The organism is Pseudomonas putida W15Oct28 (assembly GCF_000708715.2).
Taxonomy (GTDB): domain Bacteria; phylum Pseudomonadota; class Gammaproteobacteria; order Pseudomonadales; family Pseudomonadaceae; genus Aquipseudomonas; species Aquipseudomonas putida_R.
Genome location: NZ_JENB01000001.1, coordinates 248,020 through 262,952, shown reverse-complemented (window position 1 = coordinate 262,952; position 14,933 = coordinate 248,020). Strand labels below are relative to the sequence as shown.

Annotated in this window: 13 protein-coding genes; 3 read left to right on the top strand and 10 right to left on the bottom strand. The window is 66.0% G+C overall.

All coding sequences use genetic code 11. From position 1 onward, the window contains the following. Positions 1 to 172 precede the first annotated feature (172 nt). A complete protein-coding gene (locus tag AK81_RS01120; protein ID WP_043196114.1) occupies positions 173 to 1,369 on the top strand; it encodes a cyanate transporter in 1,197 nt (398 codons plus the stop codon). Here AK81_RS01120 and AK81_RS01115 read toward each other — a convergent pair. Further along, complete coding sequence (locus AK81_RS01115; RefSeq protein ID WP_043196112.1) at positions 1,362 to 2,795, bottom strand: PLP-dependent aminotransferase family protein; 1,434 nt, start codon at positions 2,793 to 2,795, stop codon at positions 1,362 to 1,364. The two genes, AK81_RS01120 and AK81_RS01115, sit on opposite strands and share 8 nt — an antisense overlap. 180 nt (positions 2,796 to 2,975) lie before the next feature. After that, positions 2,976 to 3,314: a hypothetical protein gene (locus AK81_RS01110; protein ID WP_043196110.1), complete on the bottom strand. Its 339-nt coding sequence runs from the start codon at positions 3,312 to 3,314 to the stop codon at positions 2,976 to 2,978. Positions 3,315 to 3,511: 197 nt separating this feature from the next. On the opposite strand from AK81_RS01110, the gene AK81_RS01105 reads away from it, so the two are divergent. Further along, on the top strand, positions 3,512 to 4,093 hold the full coding sequence (locus tag AK81_RS01105; protein ID WP_043196109.1) for a flavin reductase family protein: 582 nt from the start codon (positions 3,512 to 3,514) through the stop codon (positions 4,091 to 4,093). A 180-nt stretch (positions 4,094 to 4,273) separates the two neighbouring features. On the opposite strand, the gene AK81_RS01100 is transcribed toward AK81_RS01105, so the two are convergent. The 5 genes from AK81_RS01100 to glcD all read right to left on the bottom strand — a co-directional run bounded on the left by AK81_RS01100 (position 4,274) and on the right by glcD (position 10,782). Next, the gene (locus AK81_RS01100) at positions 4,274 to 6,442 is read right to left on the bottom strand and encodes a malate synthase G (protein WP_043196108.1); all 2,169 of its coding nucleotides are present in this window, start codon (positions 6,440 to 6,442) and stop codon (positions 4,274 to 4,276) included. 152 nt (positions 6,443 to 6,594) lie between these two features. Then, the gene (locus AK81_RS01095; RefSeq protein ID WP_043196107.1) at positions 6,595 to 6,993 is read right to left on the bottom strand and encodes a heme-binding protein; all 399 of its coding nucleotides are present in this window, start codon (positions 6,991 to 6,993) and stop codon (positions 6,595 to 6,597) included. Beyond that, the gene (glcF, locus tag AK81_RS01090) at positions 6,986 to 8,221 is read right to left on the bottom strand and encodes a glycolate oxidase subunit GlcF (RefSeq protein WP_043196105.1); all 1,236 of its coding nucleotides are present in this window, start codon (positions 8,219 to 8,221) and stop codon (positions 6,986 to 6,988) included. Before glcF ends, AK81_RS01095 begins: the two co-directional genes overlap by 8 nt. A gap of 9 nt (positions 8,222 to 8,230) precedes the next feature. Beyond that, positions 8,231 to 9,283 (bottom strand): glycolate oxidase subunit GlcE, encoded by a 1,053-nt coding sequence (gene glcE / locus AK81_RS01085; protein WP_043196101.1) that lies wholly within the window; start codon positions 9,281 to 9,283, stop codon positions 8,231 to 8,233. Next, positions 9,283 to 10,782 carry a glycolate oxidase subunit GlcD gene (gene glcD / locus AK81_RS01080; protein ID WP_043196099.1) on the bottom strand — a complete coding sequence of 500 codons (1,500 nt, stop codon included), beginning with the start codon at positions 10,780 to 10,782 and terminating at the stop codon, positions 9,283 to 9,285. Before glcD ends, glcE begins: the two co-directional genes overlap by 1 nt. Positions 10,783 to 10,976: 194 nt before the next feature. On the opposite strand from glcD, the gene glcC reads away from it, so the two are divergent. Continuing rightward, the gene (gene glcC / locus AK81_RS01075; protein ID WP_043196097.1) at positions 10,977 to 11,741 is read left to right on the top strand and encodes a transcriptional regulator GlcC; all 765 of its coding nucleotides are present in this window, start codon (positions 10,977 to 10,979) and stop codon (positions 11,739 to 11,741) included. Between the two features lie 121 nt (positions 11,742 to 11,862). On the opposite strand, the gene AK81_RS01070 is transcribed toward glcC, so the two are convergent. The 3 genes from AK81_RS01070 to AK81_RS01060 form a co-directional block, all read right to left on the bottom strand. Continuing rightward, positions 11,863 to 12,180, bottom strand: coding sequence for a DUF2388 domain-containing protein (locus tag AK81_RS01070; RefSeq protein WP_016487609.1), 318 nt, complete (start codon positions 12,178 to 12,180; stop codon positions 11,863 to 11,865). Positions 12,181 to 12,549: 369 nt separating this feature from the next. Further along, positions 12,550 to 13,518, bottom strand: coding sequence for an NAD(P)-dependent oxidoreductase (locus AK81_RS01065; protein ID WP_043196095.1), 969 nt, complete (start codon positions 13,516 to 13,518; stop codon positions 12,550 to 12,552). Between the two features lie 10 nt (positions 13,519 to 13,528). After that, the gene (locus tag AK81_RS01060; protein ID WP_043196093.1) at positions 13,529 to 14,920 is read right to left on the bottom strand and encodes an NAD(P)/FAD-dependent oxidoreductase; all 1,392 of its coding nucleotides are present in this window, start codon (positions 14,918 to 14,920) and stop codon (positions 13,529 to 13,531) included. Between the last annotated feature and the right edge of the window lie 13 nt (positions 14,921 to 14,933).

Here is a 14,933-nt window from a genome sequence, read left to right as displayed (position 1 = left end):
TGGCTCTACTGTAGCGCCGCCCTTTGGCCTCCCCGATAGCCAATTGCACACATAAGCCGGAGGCCAATCGTCCATTCAGGTGGCCACTGACAAGCATCCAATCTCTTCATTTCTGCCAGGCCCGCCAAGCCGGGATAATGGCCGGGTCCTGCTACCCGAGAACCGATGCACAATGAGAGCTGCCTTGAACCTGTTGCTGGTGATTTTGCTGGCGCTGAACCTGCGGCCGATACTGACCAGTATCGGGCCGTTACTCGAACCCATGCGCGCCAGCACCGGCCTGGGCTACCAGCAGGCCGCCCTGCTGACGGCGTTGCCGGTGCTGTGCATGGGCCTGGTGCCGTTGCTGCAGCCGTGGCTGCGTCGCTGGATCAGCGAGCACGGCGGCATGCTCGGGGGCCTGGCGGCCATTGCCCTGGCCTGCCTGTGGCGCCTGCAACTGGACAGCGCCTGGGCGCTTATCGCCAGTGCGGTGGTCGCCGGCCTGGGCGTGGCGGTGGTGCAGGGCATGATGCCGGGGCTGGTCAACCGCTGGTTCCCCAGCCGCCTGGCGGGGGCGATGGGGCTGTACTCGGCAGCGTTGATGAGTGGTGGCGGTATGGCTGCCGTGCTTGGCCCGCATATCAGCGGGCACTTCGGCCACTGGCAAGTCGGCCTGGGCCTGTGGGCGATCCCGGCACTGCTGGCGCTGCTGGCCTGGGCCGTGCTGCGGCCTCGGCAGGGGCCGCCAACGCTGGCCGGGGCCGCTGGCGGGCACTGGTTCGGCACGCGCCGGGCCTGGTTGCTGGCGTTGTACTTCGGCCTGATCAATGGCGGCTACACCAGCATGGTGGCCTGGCTGCCGGCGTACCACATCGAGCACGGCGGCAGCGCTCAGGGCGGCGCAGACCTGGTTGGCCTGATGACGGTCTTCCAGGTAGCCGGTGCACTGGGCTTGCCGCTGTTGCTGCGGCGCTGGGCGGATCGCCGCCCAGGCCTGTGGTTGGCGCTGGCGATCCAGCTGGCCGGTTTCCTCGGCCTGCTGCTGGCACCTACGCAGGCTTCGGGGCTGTGGGTCGCGATGATCGGTTTTGGCCTGGGCGCCTGCTTCAGCCAGAGCCTGACGCTGACCCTGGAGCACCTGAAAACGCCCGCCGAGGCCGGCAGCCTGGCGGCGTTCGTGCAGGGCATCGGCTTCATCATCACCGGTATCGTGCCGTACATCACCGGCTGGCTGCGTGACGTGAGTGGTGACTTCCAGGCGTCGTGGACGCTGCTCACCGTGACCGTGCTGGCCATGCTGCTGGTGACCACCTGCTTCAACCCGCGTGGCTACGCCGCAGCCATCGAGCGCCCGGCCCCGACAGGCAAGGCCGCGCCGGTCAGCTGAGGCGTTGCAGGGTATCGCGCACCCGGTCCAGTGCCGGGTCGATGTCCAGCAGTTCGATGGCGCCGAAGCCCAGCAACAGCCCCGGGCGTACCGGCGCTTCGCTGAAGAACGGCGCCAGCGAATACAGGCCGACTTCCACCTTGCGCGCCAGGTTGGCCAGCAACTCGACATCCACCCCGGGCTTGGCCAGGGCACTGAGGTGGAAGCCGGCGCTGGCGGGGATGGCGCTGAGCCACGGCGACAGGTCACCGCCCAGGCGCGTCAGGATGCGCTCGCGCCGGGCGCTGTAGACCTCGTGGCAGCGGCGGATGTGCTTGTTCAGGTGGCCTTCCCCCAAAAAACGCGCCAGCGCCCACTGCAGCAATGTCGGGCTGTGCCAGTCGCTGAGGTGCTTGGCCACACAGGCGGCCTGCAGTACGGCAGGCGGCAGCACGGCATAGCCCAGGCGCAACTCGGGTAGCAGCGTCTTGGAAAAGGTCCCCACATAGGCCACCAGGCCATGCCGGTCGAGGCGCTGCAGGGCATCCGAGGCCGGCCCGTGGTAGCGGAACTCGCAGTCGTAATCGTCTTCGATGATCAGTGCACCCAGTTCGGCGGCCCGGGCCAGCAGGGCGTGGCGGCGTGGCTCGCTCATCGGCATGCCCAGCGGGAACTGGTGCGAGGGTGTTACGTAGATCAGCCGGGTGCCATCGGCGATCTGCTCCACGCACAGGCCTTCATCATCCACCGGCACGGCCTGCAGGTTGGCGCCCAGGGCCAGGAACAGTTGCCGTGCCGGCGGGTAACCGGGGTCTTCCATGGCCACCTGGCAACCCGGCTCGACCAGTACCCGGGCGATCAGGTCCAGTGCTTGCTGGGCGCCATTGCACACCAGCAGGTCGGCCGCGCTGCAGTGCACGCCACGGGCGTAGGCGATGTGGTGGGCGATCGCCTCGCGCAGCTCCGGCAGGCCCTGGGCCGTGAACTGCCGCTCGGGGTGGCGCTGGCTGCGGCGCAAGGCGTAGTTCAGGCAACTGCGCCACTGGTCGAACGGGAACTGCGCCTTGCTCGAAGCACCGCCGACAAAGTCATAGCGCGAGGGCGCTTGCAACTGGCGTTGGGCGAGCACGGTAGCGCGCTGCTGCCAGCGTTCGAGGGACGCGGCACCGGCCAGCGGAACGCTGGCTGATTCATTGCTACGCAGTGGTTGGCGCGGGGTGATGAACGTGCCGCGGCCGACTACGCCGCTGAGCAGGTTATCGTAGGTAAGCCGCGAATAGGCCTCGGCCACGGTCTTGCGCGACACCCCCAGTTGCTCGGCCAGCAGGCGGGTTGGCGGCAGCTGGGTGCCGGCGGCCAGGTGGCCACTGTCGATACCGGCGCGCAGTTGCTGGTAAAGCTGGTCGGCCAGGCCTTTGCGGCCTTCCAGGCGAATGTGCAGTTCCATGGGGCGGTCCGGAGCGGGGGAGTGCTCAGGATAGCGGATTGGCCAGGCAAGGGCATGGGGCCGCCTTGCGGCCCATCGCCGGCAAGCCAGCTCCCACAGGTATCGCGTATGCATCAGGTTTGACGCGGTCCTGTGGGAGCTGGCTTGCCGGCGATGGGCTGCAAAGCCGCCCCAAAAAACTCAGAACCGGGCTGTGCTCACGGTGATGTAGCCCTTGTCCGCCACCGCGATGCGTATCACCGTCTCGTCTTCCGGCGCCTTGCGGTTGCGCTTGATACGCACGCCATCCACTGCGGCAGCTTTCAAGTGTTCGGCGATGGCCCGCCCGTTGGGGTCGAAGAACACCTCGCTGGCCAGCAACTCGATACGTTCGATCAGTTGCCGGGAGTGCTCGTCGGTGGCGCAGAAGAACATCACCCCCGACAGGTGGGGGTCTTCGTCGGGGTTGCTGATGTCATGGGTGAGCATTTCGCGCAGGCTGCTGCGCAGTTCGGCAATGGAGCGGGCGTACAGGTGCATACGGAGCCTCCTCTGGATCGCGACCTTGCGTTGTCCAGCTCCGATCTTGTTTTCTGTGCGCAGAGGCAGCAAGTAGGACGCTTCCGAGAATGCTGTGGGAAATTTCTGAAGGCGCCGGAATGCCACCCCTGACTGGCAGGTAGCACAGGTCTGCGGCACAATTCGCCCGTCTGATACCTGCCTTGCCGAGGATTGCCATGAACAGCCATTTCCAACCCGTCGACCTGAAAAAGGCCTATCGCCTGCTGAACCATGGCCCGACGGTGCTGGTGTCGGCCAGCCACGAGGGGGTGGACAACGTGATGGCGGCCGCCTGGGCCTGCGCGCTGGATTTCGACCCGCCCAAGGTGACCGTGGTGCTCGACAAGATCGCCCGCACCCGTCAGTTGGTGGAGGGCAGTGGCTGGTTCGTGATCCAGGTGCCGACCGCCGCCCAGGCGCACCTGACGCACCAGGTCGGTACCCGCAGCCTGTTCGACCAGCCCGACAAGCTGGCCAGCATCGGTGTGCAGCTGGCGCGGGTCGAAGGGCATGCGGCGCCGCTGGTGCAAGGTTGCTCGGCCTGGCTGATGTGTCGGGTGATCGAAGAACCGCATAACCAGAGCACCTATGACCTGTTCATTGGCGAGGTGGTGGCGGCCTGGGCTGATGACCGGGTGTTCCGGGATGGGCACTGGGCCTATGAAAATGCCGACCCGCAGTGGCGCAGCTTGCACTACGTGGCGGGTGGGCATTTTTATGCGATTGGCGAGGCGGTGGTGGTCGACTCGCAGGGTTGAGCACCATCGTAAAACGCTGCGTGGTAGGTGTGGGAGCGGGCATGCCCGCGAAGAACCCAGCGCGGTGGATGGCACCGGCTTCGCCGGTGTTCGCGGGCACGCCCGCTCCCACAGTGATCGCGCAATCTTTCAGGTTTTGAGCAAGACAGTTGCTCCCACAATGATGGTGGTGGCCCTTCCCTACAGTTGAACCTCCTGCTTGAAGCGCAACCGCCAGCCATGCAACAACGGCTCGGTATAGCCGCTTGGCTGCTCCCGCCCTTTGAACACCAGCTCCCGCGCAGCGCGGAAGGCATGCGATGCCTCGAAACCGGCCGCCATCGGCCGGTACGCCGGGTCCCCGGCATTCTGCTGGTCGACCACCCTGGCCATGCGCTGCAGGGTCGCTTCGACGTGTTCGTCATCCACCACCCCATGGTGCAACCAGTTGGCAATGTGCTGCGCCGAAATACGCAGGGTGGCGCGGTCCTCCATCAGGCCCACATCGTGAATGTCCGGCACCTTGGAGCAACCGACCCCTTGCTCGACCCAGCGCACCACGTAACCGAGGATGCCTTGGCAGTTGTTGTCCAGCTCGGCCTGGACATCAGCGACGCTCCACGGCCGTTCGGGGCTGACAGGAATGCTCAGCAGGTCATGCAGCAACGCCTGGCGCTGGGCGCCCAGGTCAACCTGTTCAAGCGCCTGTTGCACGGCGGCTACGTCCACCTGATGGTAGTGCAGCGCATGCAGGGTGGCGGCAGTGGGCGACGGTACCCAGGCGGTGTTGGCACCGGCCTTGGGCTGGGCAACCTTTTGTTCGAGCATGGCCGCCATCAGGTCGGGCATGGCCCACATGCCCTTGCCGATCTGCGCCTTGCCGCGCAGGCCACAGGCCAGGCCGACCAGCACGTTGCTGCGTTCGTAGGCCTGGATCCAGGCGCTGCCTTTCATGTCGCCCTTGCGCAGCATGGCGCCGGCTTCCATGGCGCTGTGCATCTCGTCCCCCGTGCGGTCGAGGAAGCCGGTGTTGATGAACACCACCCGTGACGCGGCGCTGGCGATGCAGGCCTTGAGGTTGACGCTGGTGCGCCGCTCTTCGTCCATGATGCCCATCTTCAGGGTATGCGCAGGCAAACCCAGCAGGGCCTCGACGCGGCCGAACAGCTGGTCGGCGAAGGCCACTTCGGCCGGCCCGTGCATCTTCGGCTTGACGATGTACAGGCTGCCTTCGCGGGAATTGCCGCGGCGCTTGAGGTCGTGCAGGCCGATCAGGCTGGTGACCACGGCATCGAGGATGCCTTCGGGGATTTCCCGGCCATCTCGGTCATGGATGGCCGGGTTGGTCATCAGGTGGCCGACGTTGCGGATGAACAGCAGCGAGCGGCCCGGCAGCGTCAGCGGTTGGCCGTTTATACCCTGGTACTGGCGGTCGGCGGCCAGGGTGCGGCTGAAGGCCTTGCCGCCTTTGCTGACCTGCTCGCTGAGGTCGCCCTTCATCAGGCCCAGCCAGTTGCGGTAGACGTTGACCTTGTCGTCGGCATCCACGGCAGCTACCGAGTCTTCGCAGTCGATGATGGTGGTCAGCGCGGCTTCCAGGACGATGTCCTTGACCCCGGCCAGGTCTTGCTGGCCGATTGCACTGGTCGGGTCGATCCGGATTTCGAAATGCAGCTGGTGGTGCTGCAGCAGGATCGCCGTGGGGGTGTTCGGCGCACCCTGGTAGCCCTGTAGTTGTGCAGGATTCTGCAACCCGACCTGACGGCCGTCGGCCAGCGTCACGTGCAGCGTGCCCCGGTTGATCACATAGGCTTTGGCGTCGCTGTGTGACGCACCGTCGAGGGGCGCGCTGGCGTCGAGGAACTGCCGGCCATAGGCAATCACCTTGGCGCCGCGTACCGGGTTGTAGCCCTGGCCGCGTTCGGCGCCAGCGCTTTCGGCAATGGCATCGGTGCCGTACAGCGCATCGTAGAGGGAACCCCAGCGGGCGTTGGCGGCGTTAAGGGCGTAGCGGGCATTGCTCAGCGGCACGACCAGCTGCGGGCCGGCTTGCACGGCGATTTCACGGTCCACATTGGCGGTGCTGATCTGCACGTTTTCGGGGGCCTCGACCAGGTAGCCGATGCCTTGCAGGAAGTGCTGGTAGGCGGCCATGTCGCGGATCGGGCCGGGGTGCTGGCGGTGCCAGTTGTCCAGCTCGGTTTGCAGGCGCTCGCGTTCGGCGAGCAGGGCGCGGTTGTGCGGGGCGAGGTCGTGGACCAGGGTGCTGAAGCCTTGCCAGAAGGTGGCGGCTTCGATGAAGGTGCCGGGGAGGACTTCGTCTTCGATGAAGCGGTGGAGGGTGGGGGCGACCTGGAGTTCGTTGGGCATTGTCTGTTCGCTCGATGTTCTGTCTTCGGGAGTTCAGTCGCCTGTGCGGGCCTCTTCGCGGGCTTGCCCGCTCCCACAGGTACTGCGTGGGATTCGGGACCTGTGCGGTCCTTGTGGGAGCGGGCAAGCCCGCGAAGAGGCCAGCTCAGGACTCAGAGGGCAGCCGCGCCAGCCTTGGCTACCTGGGCATCCTGTTCGGACTTGACCCCGGACACGCCAATGGCACCCACCACCTGGCCATCCACCCGCAGTGGCACGCCACCTTCCAGGCTGGTCAGCAGCGGTGCGGTGACGAACGCGGTGCGGCCACCATTGACCATTTCCTCGTAATCCCGTGTTTCCTTGCGCCCCAGCGCGGAGGTACGGGCTTTCTCCACGGCAATGTAGGCACTGGCCGGCGCACAACCATCCATGCGCTCCAGGGCCAAGGGGTGACCACCGTCGTCGACCACGGCGATGGTCACGTTCCATTGCTGGGCCAGGGCTTCCTGGCGGGCGGCGGTCAGCACACGGGCGACTTCGGCCTGGCCGATCACGAACTTGCTATGCATGGGGGTTCTCCGGGTTCAAGGCTGTTTCGACGATTTCGATCCAGTGCCTTACCGGCGTGCGTCCGGCCCCGTCGAGGTGAGCCTGGCAGCCGATGTTGGCGGTGGCGATGACTTGCGGTTTGCCGCTTTCCAGTGCGTTGAGGCGGTTGTCACGCAGTTGTAGCGATAGCGCCGGTTGGGTCAGCGAATAGGTGCCCGCCGAGCCGCAGCACAGGTGACCGTCCGGCACCGAGGTCAGGGTAAAGCCCAGGCGCGTCAGCAGCGCCTCTACCGCGCCCCCCAGTTTCAGGGCGTGTTGCAGCGTACAGGGGCAATGGAAGGCCAGGCGTTGTTCGGCGCACAGGCCCAGTTGCTCGACCGGCTCATCGCGCAGTACTTCTACCAGATCGCGGGACAGGGCGCTGACCCTTGCCGCTTTGGCGGCGTAGCGGGGGTCGTGCGCCAGCAGGTGGCCATAGTCGCGCACGAACGCGCCGCAGCCGCTGGCGGTTTGCACGATGGCCTCGGCGCCTGCTTCGATGGCCGGCCACCAGGCGTCGATATTGCGCCGTGCACGTTGCAGGCCTTGTTCCTGGGCATTGAGGTGGTAGTCCACCGCGCCACAGCAGCCGGCCTGGTGGATGGGTTCGATGCTGATGCCCAGGCGGTCCAGCAAGCGTGCGGCGGCGGCATTGGTATTGGGCGACAGGGCCGGCTGCACGCAGCCTTCCAGCATCAGCACCCGGCGCACATGGCGCGGTGCCGGGCGCTGGCCGGGTGCGGTCATCCGCGCTGGCAGCTTGCTTTTGAGGGCGGCCGGCAACAGTGGGCGCAGGGCCTGGCCGCTGCGGGTCAGGGCCTTGAACAACGCCGGGCGCGGCACCACCGCGCGCAGGCCCTGGCGCAGCAGGCGCTGGCCAAGCGGGCGTGGCACCTGCTGTTCGACCACGGCGCGGCCGATGTCCAGCAGGTCGTGGTACTTCACCCCGGATGGGCAGGTGGTTTCGCAGTTGCGGCAGGTCAGGCAGCGGTCCAGGTGCAGTTGGGTGCTGGCGGTGACCGGCTCGCCTTCGAGCATCTGCTTGATCAGGTAGATGCGCCCGCGCGGGCCGTCCAGTTCATCGCCCAGCAGTTGGTAGGTGGGGCAGGTGGCGGTGCAGAAACCACAGTGCACGCAGGACCGCAGGATGCTTTCGGCCTCGTCGGCGCGGGCCAGCCGGCGGGATGTTTCGCTCAGGTTGGTTTGCATGGTCTGGCCTCACAGGTCCGGGTACAGGCGGCCAGGGTTGAACACCCCCTGGGGGTCGAGCTGCTGCTTGAGGGCGCGGTGGTAACGCATCAATGCGGCGGGCAGGGGTGGGCTGCTGGCTGCACCGGGGGCGTAGCAGGTGGCGTGGCCACCCACCTTGGCGACCTGGTCGCGAATCGCCTGCGCCGGTGCACTGGACTTCAACCAGCGCTGGGCGCCACCCCAGTCGATCAGTTGCCGGCCGGGCAGGTGCAGCTCGCCGGTGGCGTTGGGCAGCGACAAACGCCAGAGCGGTGCAGGGTCATTGAAAAACGCCAGGCGCTGTTCGCGCAGGTCGCTCCAGAAGCCGCTGTCGAGGGTTTCGCCGCCCAGGCGCTGGCGCGCCGACCGCACCGAGCCTTCACCGCCTTCCAGGCGCAGGTACAGCGCGTCGCCGTCATGGCAGGCGGCGCTGATCGGCAATGGCTGCTGGCCCCACTCGGCCAGCGCTTCCAATGCCTGGTGGCAACCCATCGGCAGGCGCAGGCTCAGGCATTCGCGCGGCCGCGGCAGCACTTTCAGGGACACTTCGGTCAACAGCCCCAGGCAACCAAAGCTGCCCGCCATCAGCCGGGATACATCGTAACCGGCCACGTTCTTCATCACCTCGCCACCAAAACGCAGCAGCTTGCCGTGGCCGGTGATCACCCGCGTGCCGAGCACGTAGTCACGTACCGACCCGGCCCACGGCCGCCTGGGGCCAGACAGGCCCGCCGCGACCATGCCGCCCAAGGTGGCCTCGGGGCCCAGGTGCGGGGGTTCGCAGGGCAGCATCTGGCCAGCCGCGTGCAGGGCAGCTTCGATGTCGCGCAGCGGTGTGCCTGCACGGGCTGTGAGCACCAGTTCGGTCGGGTCGTAGCTGACGATGCCACGGTGGCTGCGGGTGTCGAGTACTTCGTCGGTTACCGGGTTGCCGAGCATGGCCTTGCTGTTGCTGCCCTGGATACGCAATGGCGTGCCCTGGTTCAAGGCCTGGTTGACCTGCTCCAGCAGGGCCTGGCTGATGTCGCGGTCCATGCTCATCAGAAGCGCTCCAGGTCGGGGAAGGGCAGCTGCCCGTGGTGCACGTGCATGGCGCCGAACTCGGCGCAACGGTGCAAGGTGGGAATGTTCTTGCCGGGGTTGAGCAGGCCCTGGGGGTCGAAGGCGGCCTTGACCGCGTGGAACAGGGTGATTTCGTCGCTGTTGAACTGCGCGCACATCTGGTTGATCTTTTCGCGGCCTACGCCGTGCTCGCCGGTAATGCTGCCGCCCACCGCCACGCACAGTTCGAGGATCTTGCCGCCGATGGCTTCAGCCCGCTCCAGTTCGCCGGGCAGGTTGGCATCGAACAGGATCAGCGGGTGCATGTTGCCGTCGCCGGCGTGGAACACGTTGGCCACGCGCAGGCCGTATTCGCTGGACAGGTCACTGATGCCCTTGAGCACCCGCGGCAGTTCGCGGCGTGGGATGGTGCCGTCCATGCAGTAGTAGTCCGGGGAGATGCGCCCCACCGCCGGGAAGGCGTTCTTGCGCCCGGCCCAGAAACGCACGCGCTCGGCCTCGTCGCAGGCCAGCCGCACCTCGCGGGCGCCGGCTTGCGTCAGCACGGCGGCCACCCGTTCGCAGTCGTCGTGCACATCGGCCTCCACGCCATCCAGTTCGCACAACAGGATAGCCGCCGCGTCCACCGGGTAGCCGGCGTGGATGAAGTCTTCGGCAGCGCGGATTGCCAGGTTATCCATCATTTCCAGGCCGCCGGGAATGATGCCGGCGGCAATGATTTCGGCCACCGCCCGGCCAGCGTCCTCGACGCTGTCGAAACTGGCCAGCAGCACCCGCGCCACTTGGGGTTTGGGCAGCAGTTTCACGGTAACTTCGGTGACGATACCGAGCATGCCTTCAGAACCGGTGAACAGTGCCAGCAGGTCGAAGCCGGGGCTGTCCAGGGCATCGCTGCCCAGGGTCAGGTGTTCACCTTCGACTGTGAGAATGTCCACCTTGAGCAGGTTGTGCACGGTCAGGCCGTACTTGAGGCAGTGCACGCCACCTGCGTTCTCGGCAACGTTACCACCGATGGAGCAGGCAATTTGCGAGGACGGGTCGGGTGCGTAGTACATACCATGGGGTGCGGCGGCCTGGGAGATGGCCAGGTTGCGTACGCCGGGCTGCACCCGGGCATAGCGGCCCTGCGGGTTGACTTCAAGGATGCGGTTGAAGCGCGCCATCACCAGCAAGATGCCCTTGGCCAGCGGCAAGGCACCGCCCGACAGGCCGGTACCGGCGCCACGCGCGACCACCGGTACGCCGCGCTGGTGGCAGAGCTTGAGCAGCGTCTGCACCTGCTCCAGGCGCTCGGGCAGCACCACCAGCAGCGGCACCGTGCGATAAGCCGACAGGCCATCGCATTCGTAGGGTTTGAGGTCTTCTTCGCGGTGCAGGACTTCGAGGTCCGGCAGGGCACTGCGCAGTGCCTGCAGCAGCTCTGCCTGGTCCACGGCGGGCAGCGCGCCATCGACGCGTTCGTCGTACAGGATATTCATCGGCTCACTCGGCAACGGTTTTTGTTGTTGTTGGCAAAGCGGTCACCGTTGCAGCCTGCGCGTGCCAGCTGCAGCGGTCGAGCATGACGGGCACTGGTCCTACCAGTTTTCTTCCAGGGTACTGGTTATTGATGGGTTTACCCGGCTAGATTGGGGCAGGTGGTCTAACTGGTCCTACCAGCAGGAGGTGCGCAGTGGTTACTGATGGCAAGGCCAAGGTCGCCGACCAGGTGGCCGAGCGGGTCGAGCGGCTGATCGTCGACGGTGTGCTGAAGGTGGGCCAGGCCCTGCCTTCGGAGCGGCGGCTGGTAGACAAGCTGGGTTGTTCACGCTCGGCCCTGCGCGAAGGGCTACGCATTTTGCGTGGGCGCGGCATCATCGACACCGAGCAGGGGCGAGGCTCGTTCGTCGCCGACCTGACGGGGCAGGCGGGCGCCACACCGTTGATGCACCTGTTCAGCTCGCAGCCACGCACACTGTTCGACTTGCTGGAGGTGCGGGCGTTGCTCGAGGCCGAATCGGCGCGGCTGGCGGCGTTACGTGCCACCGAGGTCGACCGCTTGCTGATCCGCCGGCGTTATGAAGAAATGCTGGCGGCCCACGAGGCGGCGCAGGCGCTGGACGCCCGTGAGCACGCCCGCCGTGACCATGCCTTCCACCGGGCGATCAGCGAGGCGTCACATAACCCGGTATTGGTGCATACCTTGCAATCGCTCAGTGACCTGACCTTGAGCACCGTGTTTGCCTCGGTTAACAACCTGTATTGCCGCCCGGCGCAGAAACGCCAGATTGATCGGCAGCATGCGCGGTTGTATCACGCGGTGATGGAGCAGCTGCCCGAGCAGGCGCAGCGGGCGGCGCGTGAGCATATCAACGGGATACGCGACAGTTTGCGGGAGATCGAGCAGGAAGAGCAGCGTTTGGTCAGGGCGACCATGCGCATGGATGGCTGGGGGTGATGTTGCCTGTACCGGCCCTTTCGCGGGCTTGCCCGCTCCCACAGGGATTGCTGCGGGCCTAAAGCCTGTGCAGTATCTGTGGGAGCGGGCGAGCCCGCGAAAGGGCCGGCACAGGATTGCCTTAGTGATCAGCTATGCGGTCATCCTGGGAAAGAATAGCCCTGGCCAGTTCTTCATCATTTGCCTGGAGGCCTGGGTGGTCCTTGCGGGCCTGTTCCAGCGCCGACTCTACATAGGCGCCACGGATTGCACCGCCGCTGGCGACGAAGGCAGAAAGTTCGTCACGGGCCGGGATGATCCGTTTGTCGTCCTTGAAGGTCGAATACAGCGAAGCGGAAACACCGGCCGAGGTGGCGACGTCGCCCGCATCGACGCGGGCCAGGGCAGCACCGGCAGGCAGCAGGAGCAGCAGCGCAGGGGCGAGGAGTAGGTGGCGCATGACATGTTCTCCAGTAGCGTGAAGCACAGGGAAATAAACCACTCAGTGCTTAAGAGGGCCGGGGAGTGCGGGTAGTTCCCTTTGCTGGCTGGAGATTGTCGGGGCCGCTGTGCAGCCCATCGCGACACAAGGCCACAATCGTAGAACAAAATCACACTCATTGATTGAGCGGGGACTCTGTGGGAGCGGGCTTGCCCCGCGAACACCGGCGAAGCCGGTGCCATGCACCGCGTTGCCCCATTCGCGGGACAAGCCCGCTCCCACAATGACCACTGTTCTTTGCGTGACTGCACAGCCCCGAGGCCCGTTCAGGCCAACTGGTAGGTGGTCTTCACCCGGGCAAAGAATTGCCGCGCATGCGTCCCCTGCTCACGCAGTGCGAATCCTTTTTTCAGAAACCTGGCGGGCGACGAAGTCGCTGATGTTGTCCACGGCGCTGTCCATCAGCTGCTGCATGGCGTCTTCGCTGCTCCAGGCGATGTGCGGGTTGAGCAGGAAGTCGTCGCGGTCGATCAGCTGGAACAGCGGGTTGCTGGGGTGCAGCGGCTCCACTTCCACCACATCCAGCGCCACACCGCCCAGGCGCCCCTGTTGCAGCGCCTGGATCAGCGCCGCTTCGTTGACCACGCCGCCGCGGCCGGTGTTGACCACGATGGCATCGGGCTTCATCAATGCCAGTTGGCCGGCATCGATCAGGTTGTGGGTTTCTGGCGTGAGCGGGCAATTGATCGACAGCACGTCGCAGCTTTTCAGCAGCTCGGCCAGCGGCCGGCAGTCGGCGCCCTGGCGCTTGCCGCCACGGTCTTCGAACAGCACCTGCATACCGAACGCCCGCGCCAGGTGCGCCAGGCGCAGGGCAATCGGGCCGCTGCCGATGATCGCCAGCTGTTTGTCGCGCACATCGCGGATGCGGTGGTTGAAGTAGATGTTCTGGTACGGCTTGTCGCCGGCATGCACCTGGCGCATCAGGCGGGTGAAGGCGGCCGGACGGCGGAACAGTTCAAGGATCATCGCCAGGCTGTGCTCGGCCACGGTGTTGGCGGCATAGCCGGGTACGCTCGATACTTCGATGCCGTGGGCTTCGCAGTAGTCGACATCGACGATGTCGCGGCCGGTCAGGGCCAGCGAGATCATCTTCAGCCTGGGCAACTGGCGCAGGTGCTTTTCGCGCAGCGGCACGCTACAGGTCAGCGCCACCGTCGCGTCTTTCAGGTGCTCCAGCACCTGGTCGGGGTGGGTGTAGGCAAACTGCTGCCAGCTGTGTTCGCAGTCAGGGCGCTTGAGGCGGGTGGAAGGCGCCAGGCCTTCGTCGTCAAGGAAGACGATATGTTCGCTCACGGTCTTGTCCTTATTTTTTTTGCGCGGGCACGTAACCGGCTGGCGCCATGCCGACCAGTTGGCGGGTGATGAAACCGGCATCCTGGTCGTGGTCTTCCAGCGATTCCTTGCGCACCAGCGCATCGCGTACCAGGTGCGCACCAAAGAAGCGGAACGGCTCTGGCGGCAGCAGCTTCATCTTCTGGTTGACCAGGCCACAGTTGGCCCACTCGTCGGTGGCATGGGTGGCCAGCGACTTGATGATGCGGCTGGCAAACACGGTGGTGGCCACGCCGTTGCCGGAAAAACCGATGCCGTAGCTGACGGTCTGGTGATGGTCGAGGTAGCCGAAGTTGGGCAGGCCCTTCATGGTGCGGTCGATTGGCCCGGTCCAACTGCTGACCACCGGTACATCCTGCAGCTGCGGGTACAGGCGGCGCAGTTCGGCAGCCACCTTGTCGGCGGCCGGCGAGGGTTTTTCATACAGGTTGCCGATGCGTCCGGCATAGGCGAACTGGCCCAGCGGCTTGCCGAACACCACGCGCCCGTCCGGGGTGTTGCGCCAGTAGTTGAGCACGGTGCGCGAGTCGGTCATGCATTCGCCGCCGCTGAAACCGATGGCGTCGAGCTTGGCCTTGACCGGCGCGGTGGCGACCATGTCGCTGGACATGATCGCGATCATCCGGCGCAGCTCGGGAAATTGCGCGCCCCAGGCGTTGAGCGCCAGCACCACGTGGTGGGCTTTTACATGGCCTTTGGCGGTGTGCACCACCGGGTGCTTGCCGCGCTGCAGGTGAGTGAACGGCGATTTTTCGAAAATCTGCACGCCCAGTTTCAGTGCCACACGGCGCAGGCCGCGGGCCAGCATGGCGGGCTGTACGGTTGCCGCGTTGGGGTCGAAGATGCCGCCCAGCACCAGCGGCGAGCCGACGCGGCCGCGGATGGTCTGGCGGTCCAGTTCCTGAAACGGGTTGACGTCGAGTTTCTGCAGGCCGTCGGTGAGCACGCGCCAGGAATTCATCTGCCGCTGGTTGGTGGCCGTCCACAGCCAGCCGTCCTTGCGGTACTGGGCGTCGATGCCGTGCTCCTGGCAGAAGCTGCCGATCTCGTCGATGGCCGATTCGGCCGCCTCGCAGATGCGCCGCGCCTCGACATCCCCGCAGATGGTGCGCACCGACAGGTACTTGCCCCACCAGTTGGTAGCCACGCCCCCGTTGCGCCCGCTGGCACCCGAGCCGCAGCGGTCGCGCTCGACGATGACGATGGTTTTTTCCGGGTGCGCCTGTTTCAGGCGGATGGCCGACCACAGGCCAAGGAAGCCACCGCCGACGATGCACACGTCGGCTTGAATCGAGTCCTGCAGGGCAGGGGCCAGGTCGTTGTCCAGGTCAAGCGCCTGGGCATACCAGAATCCACGGTACATGAGGGGTGCCTCT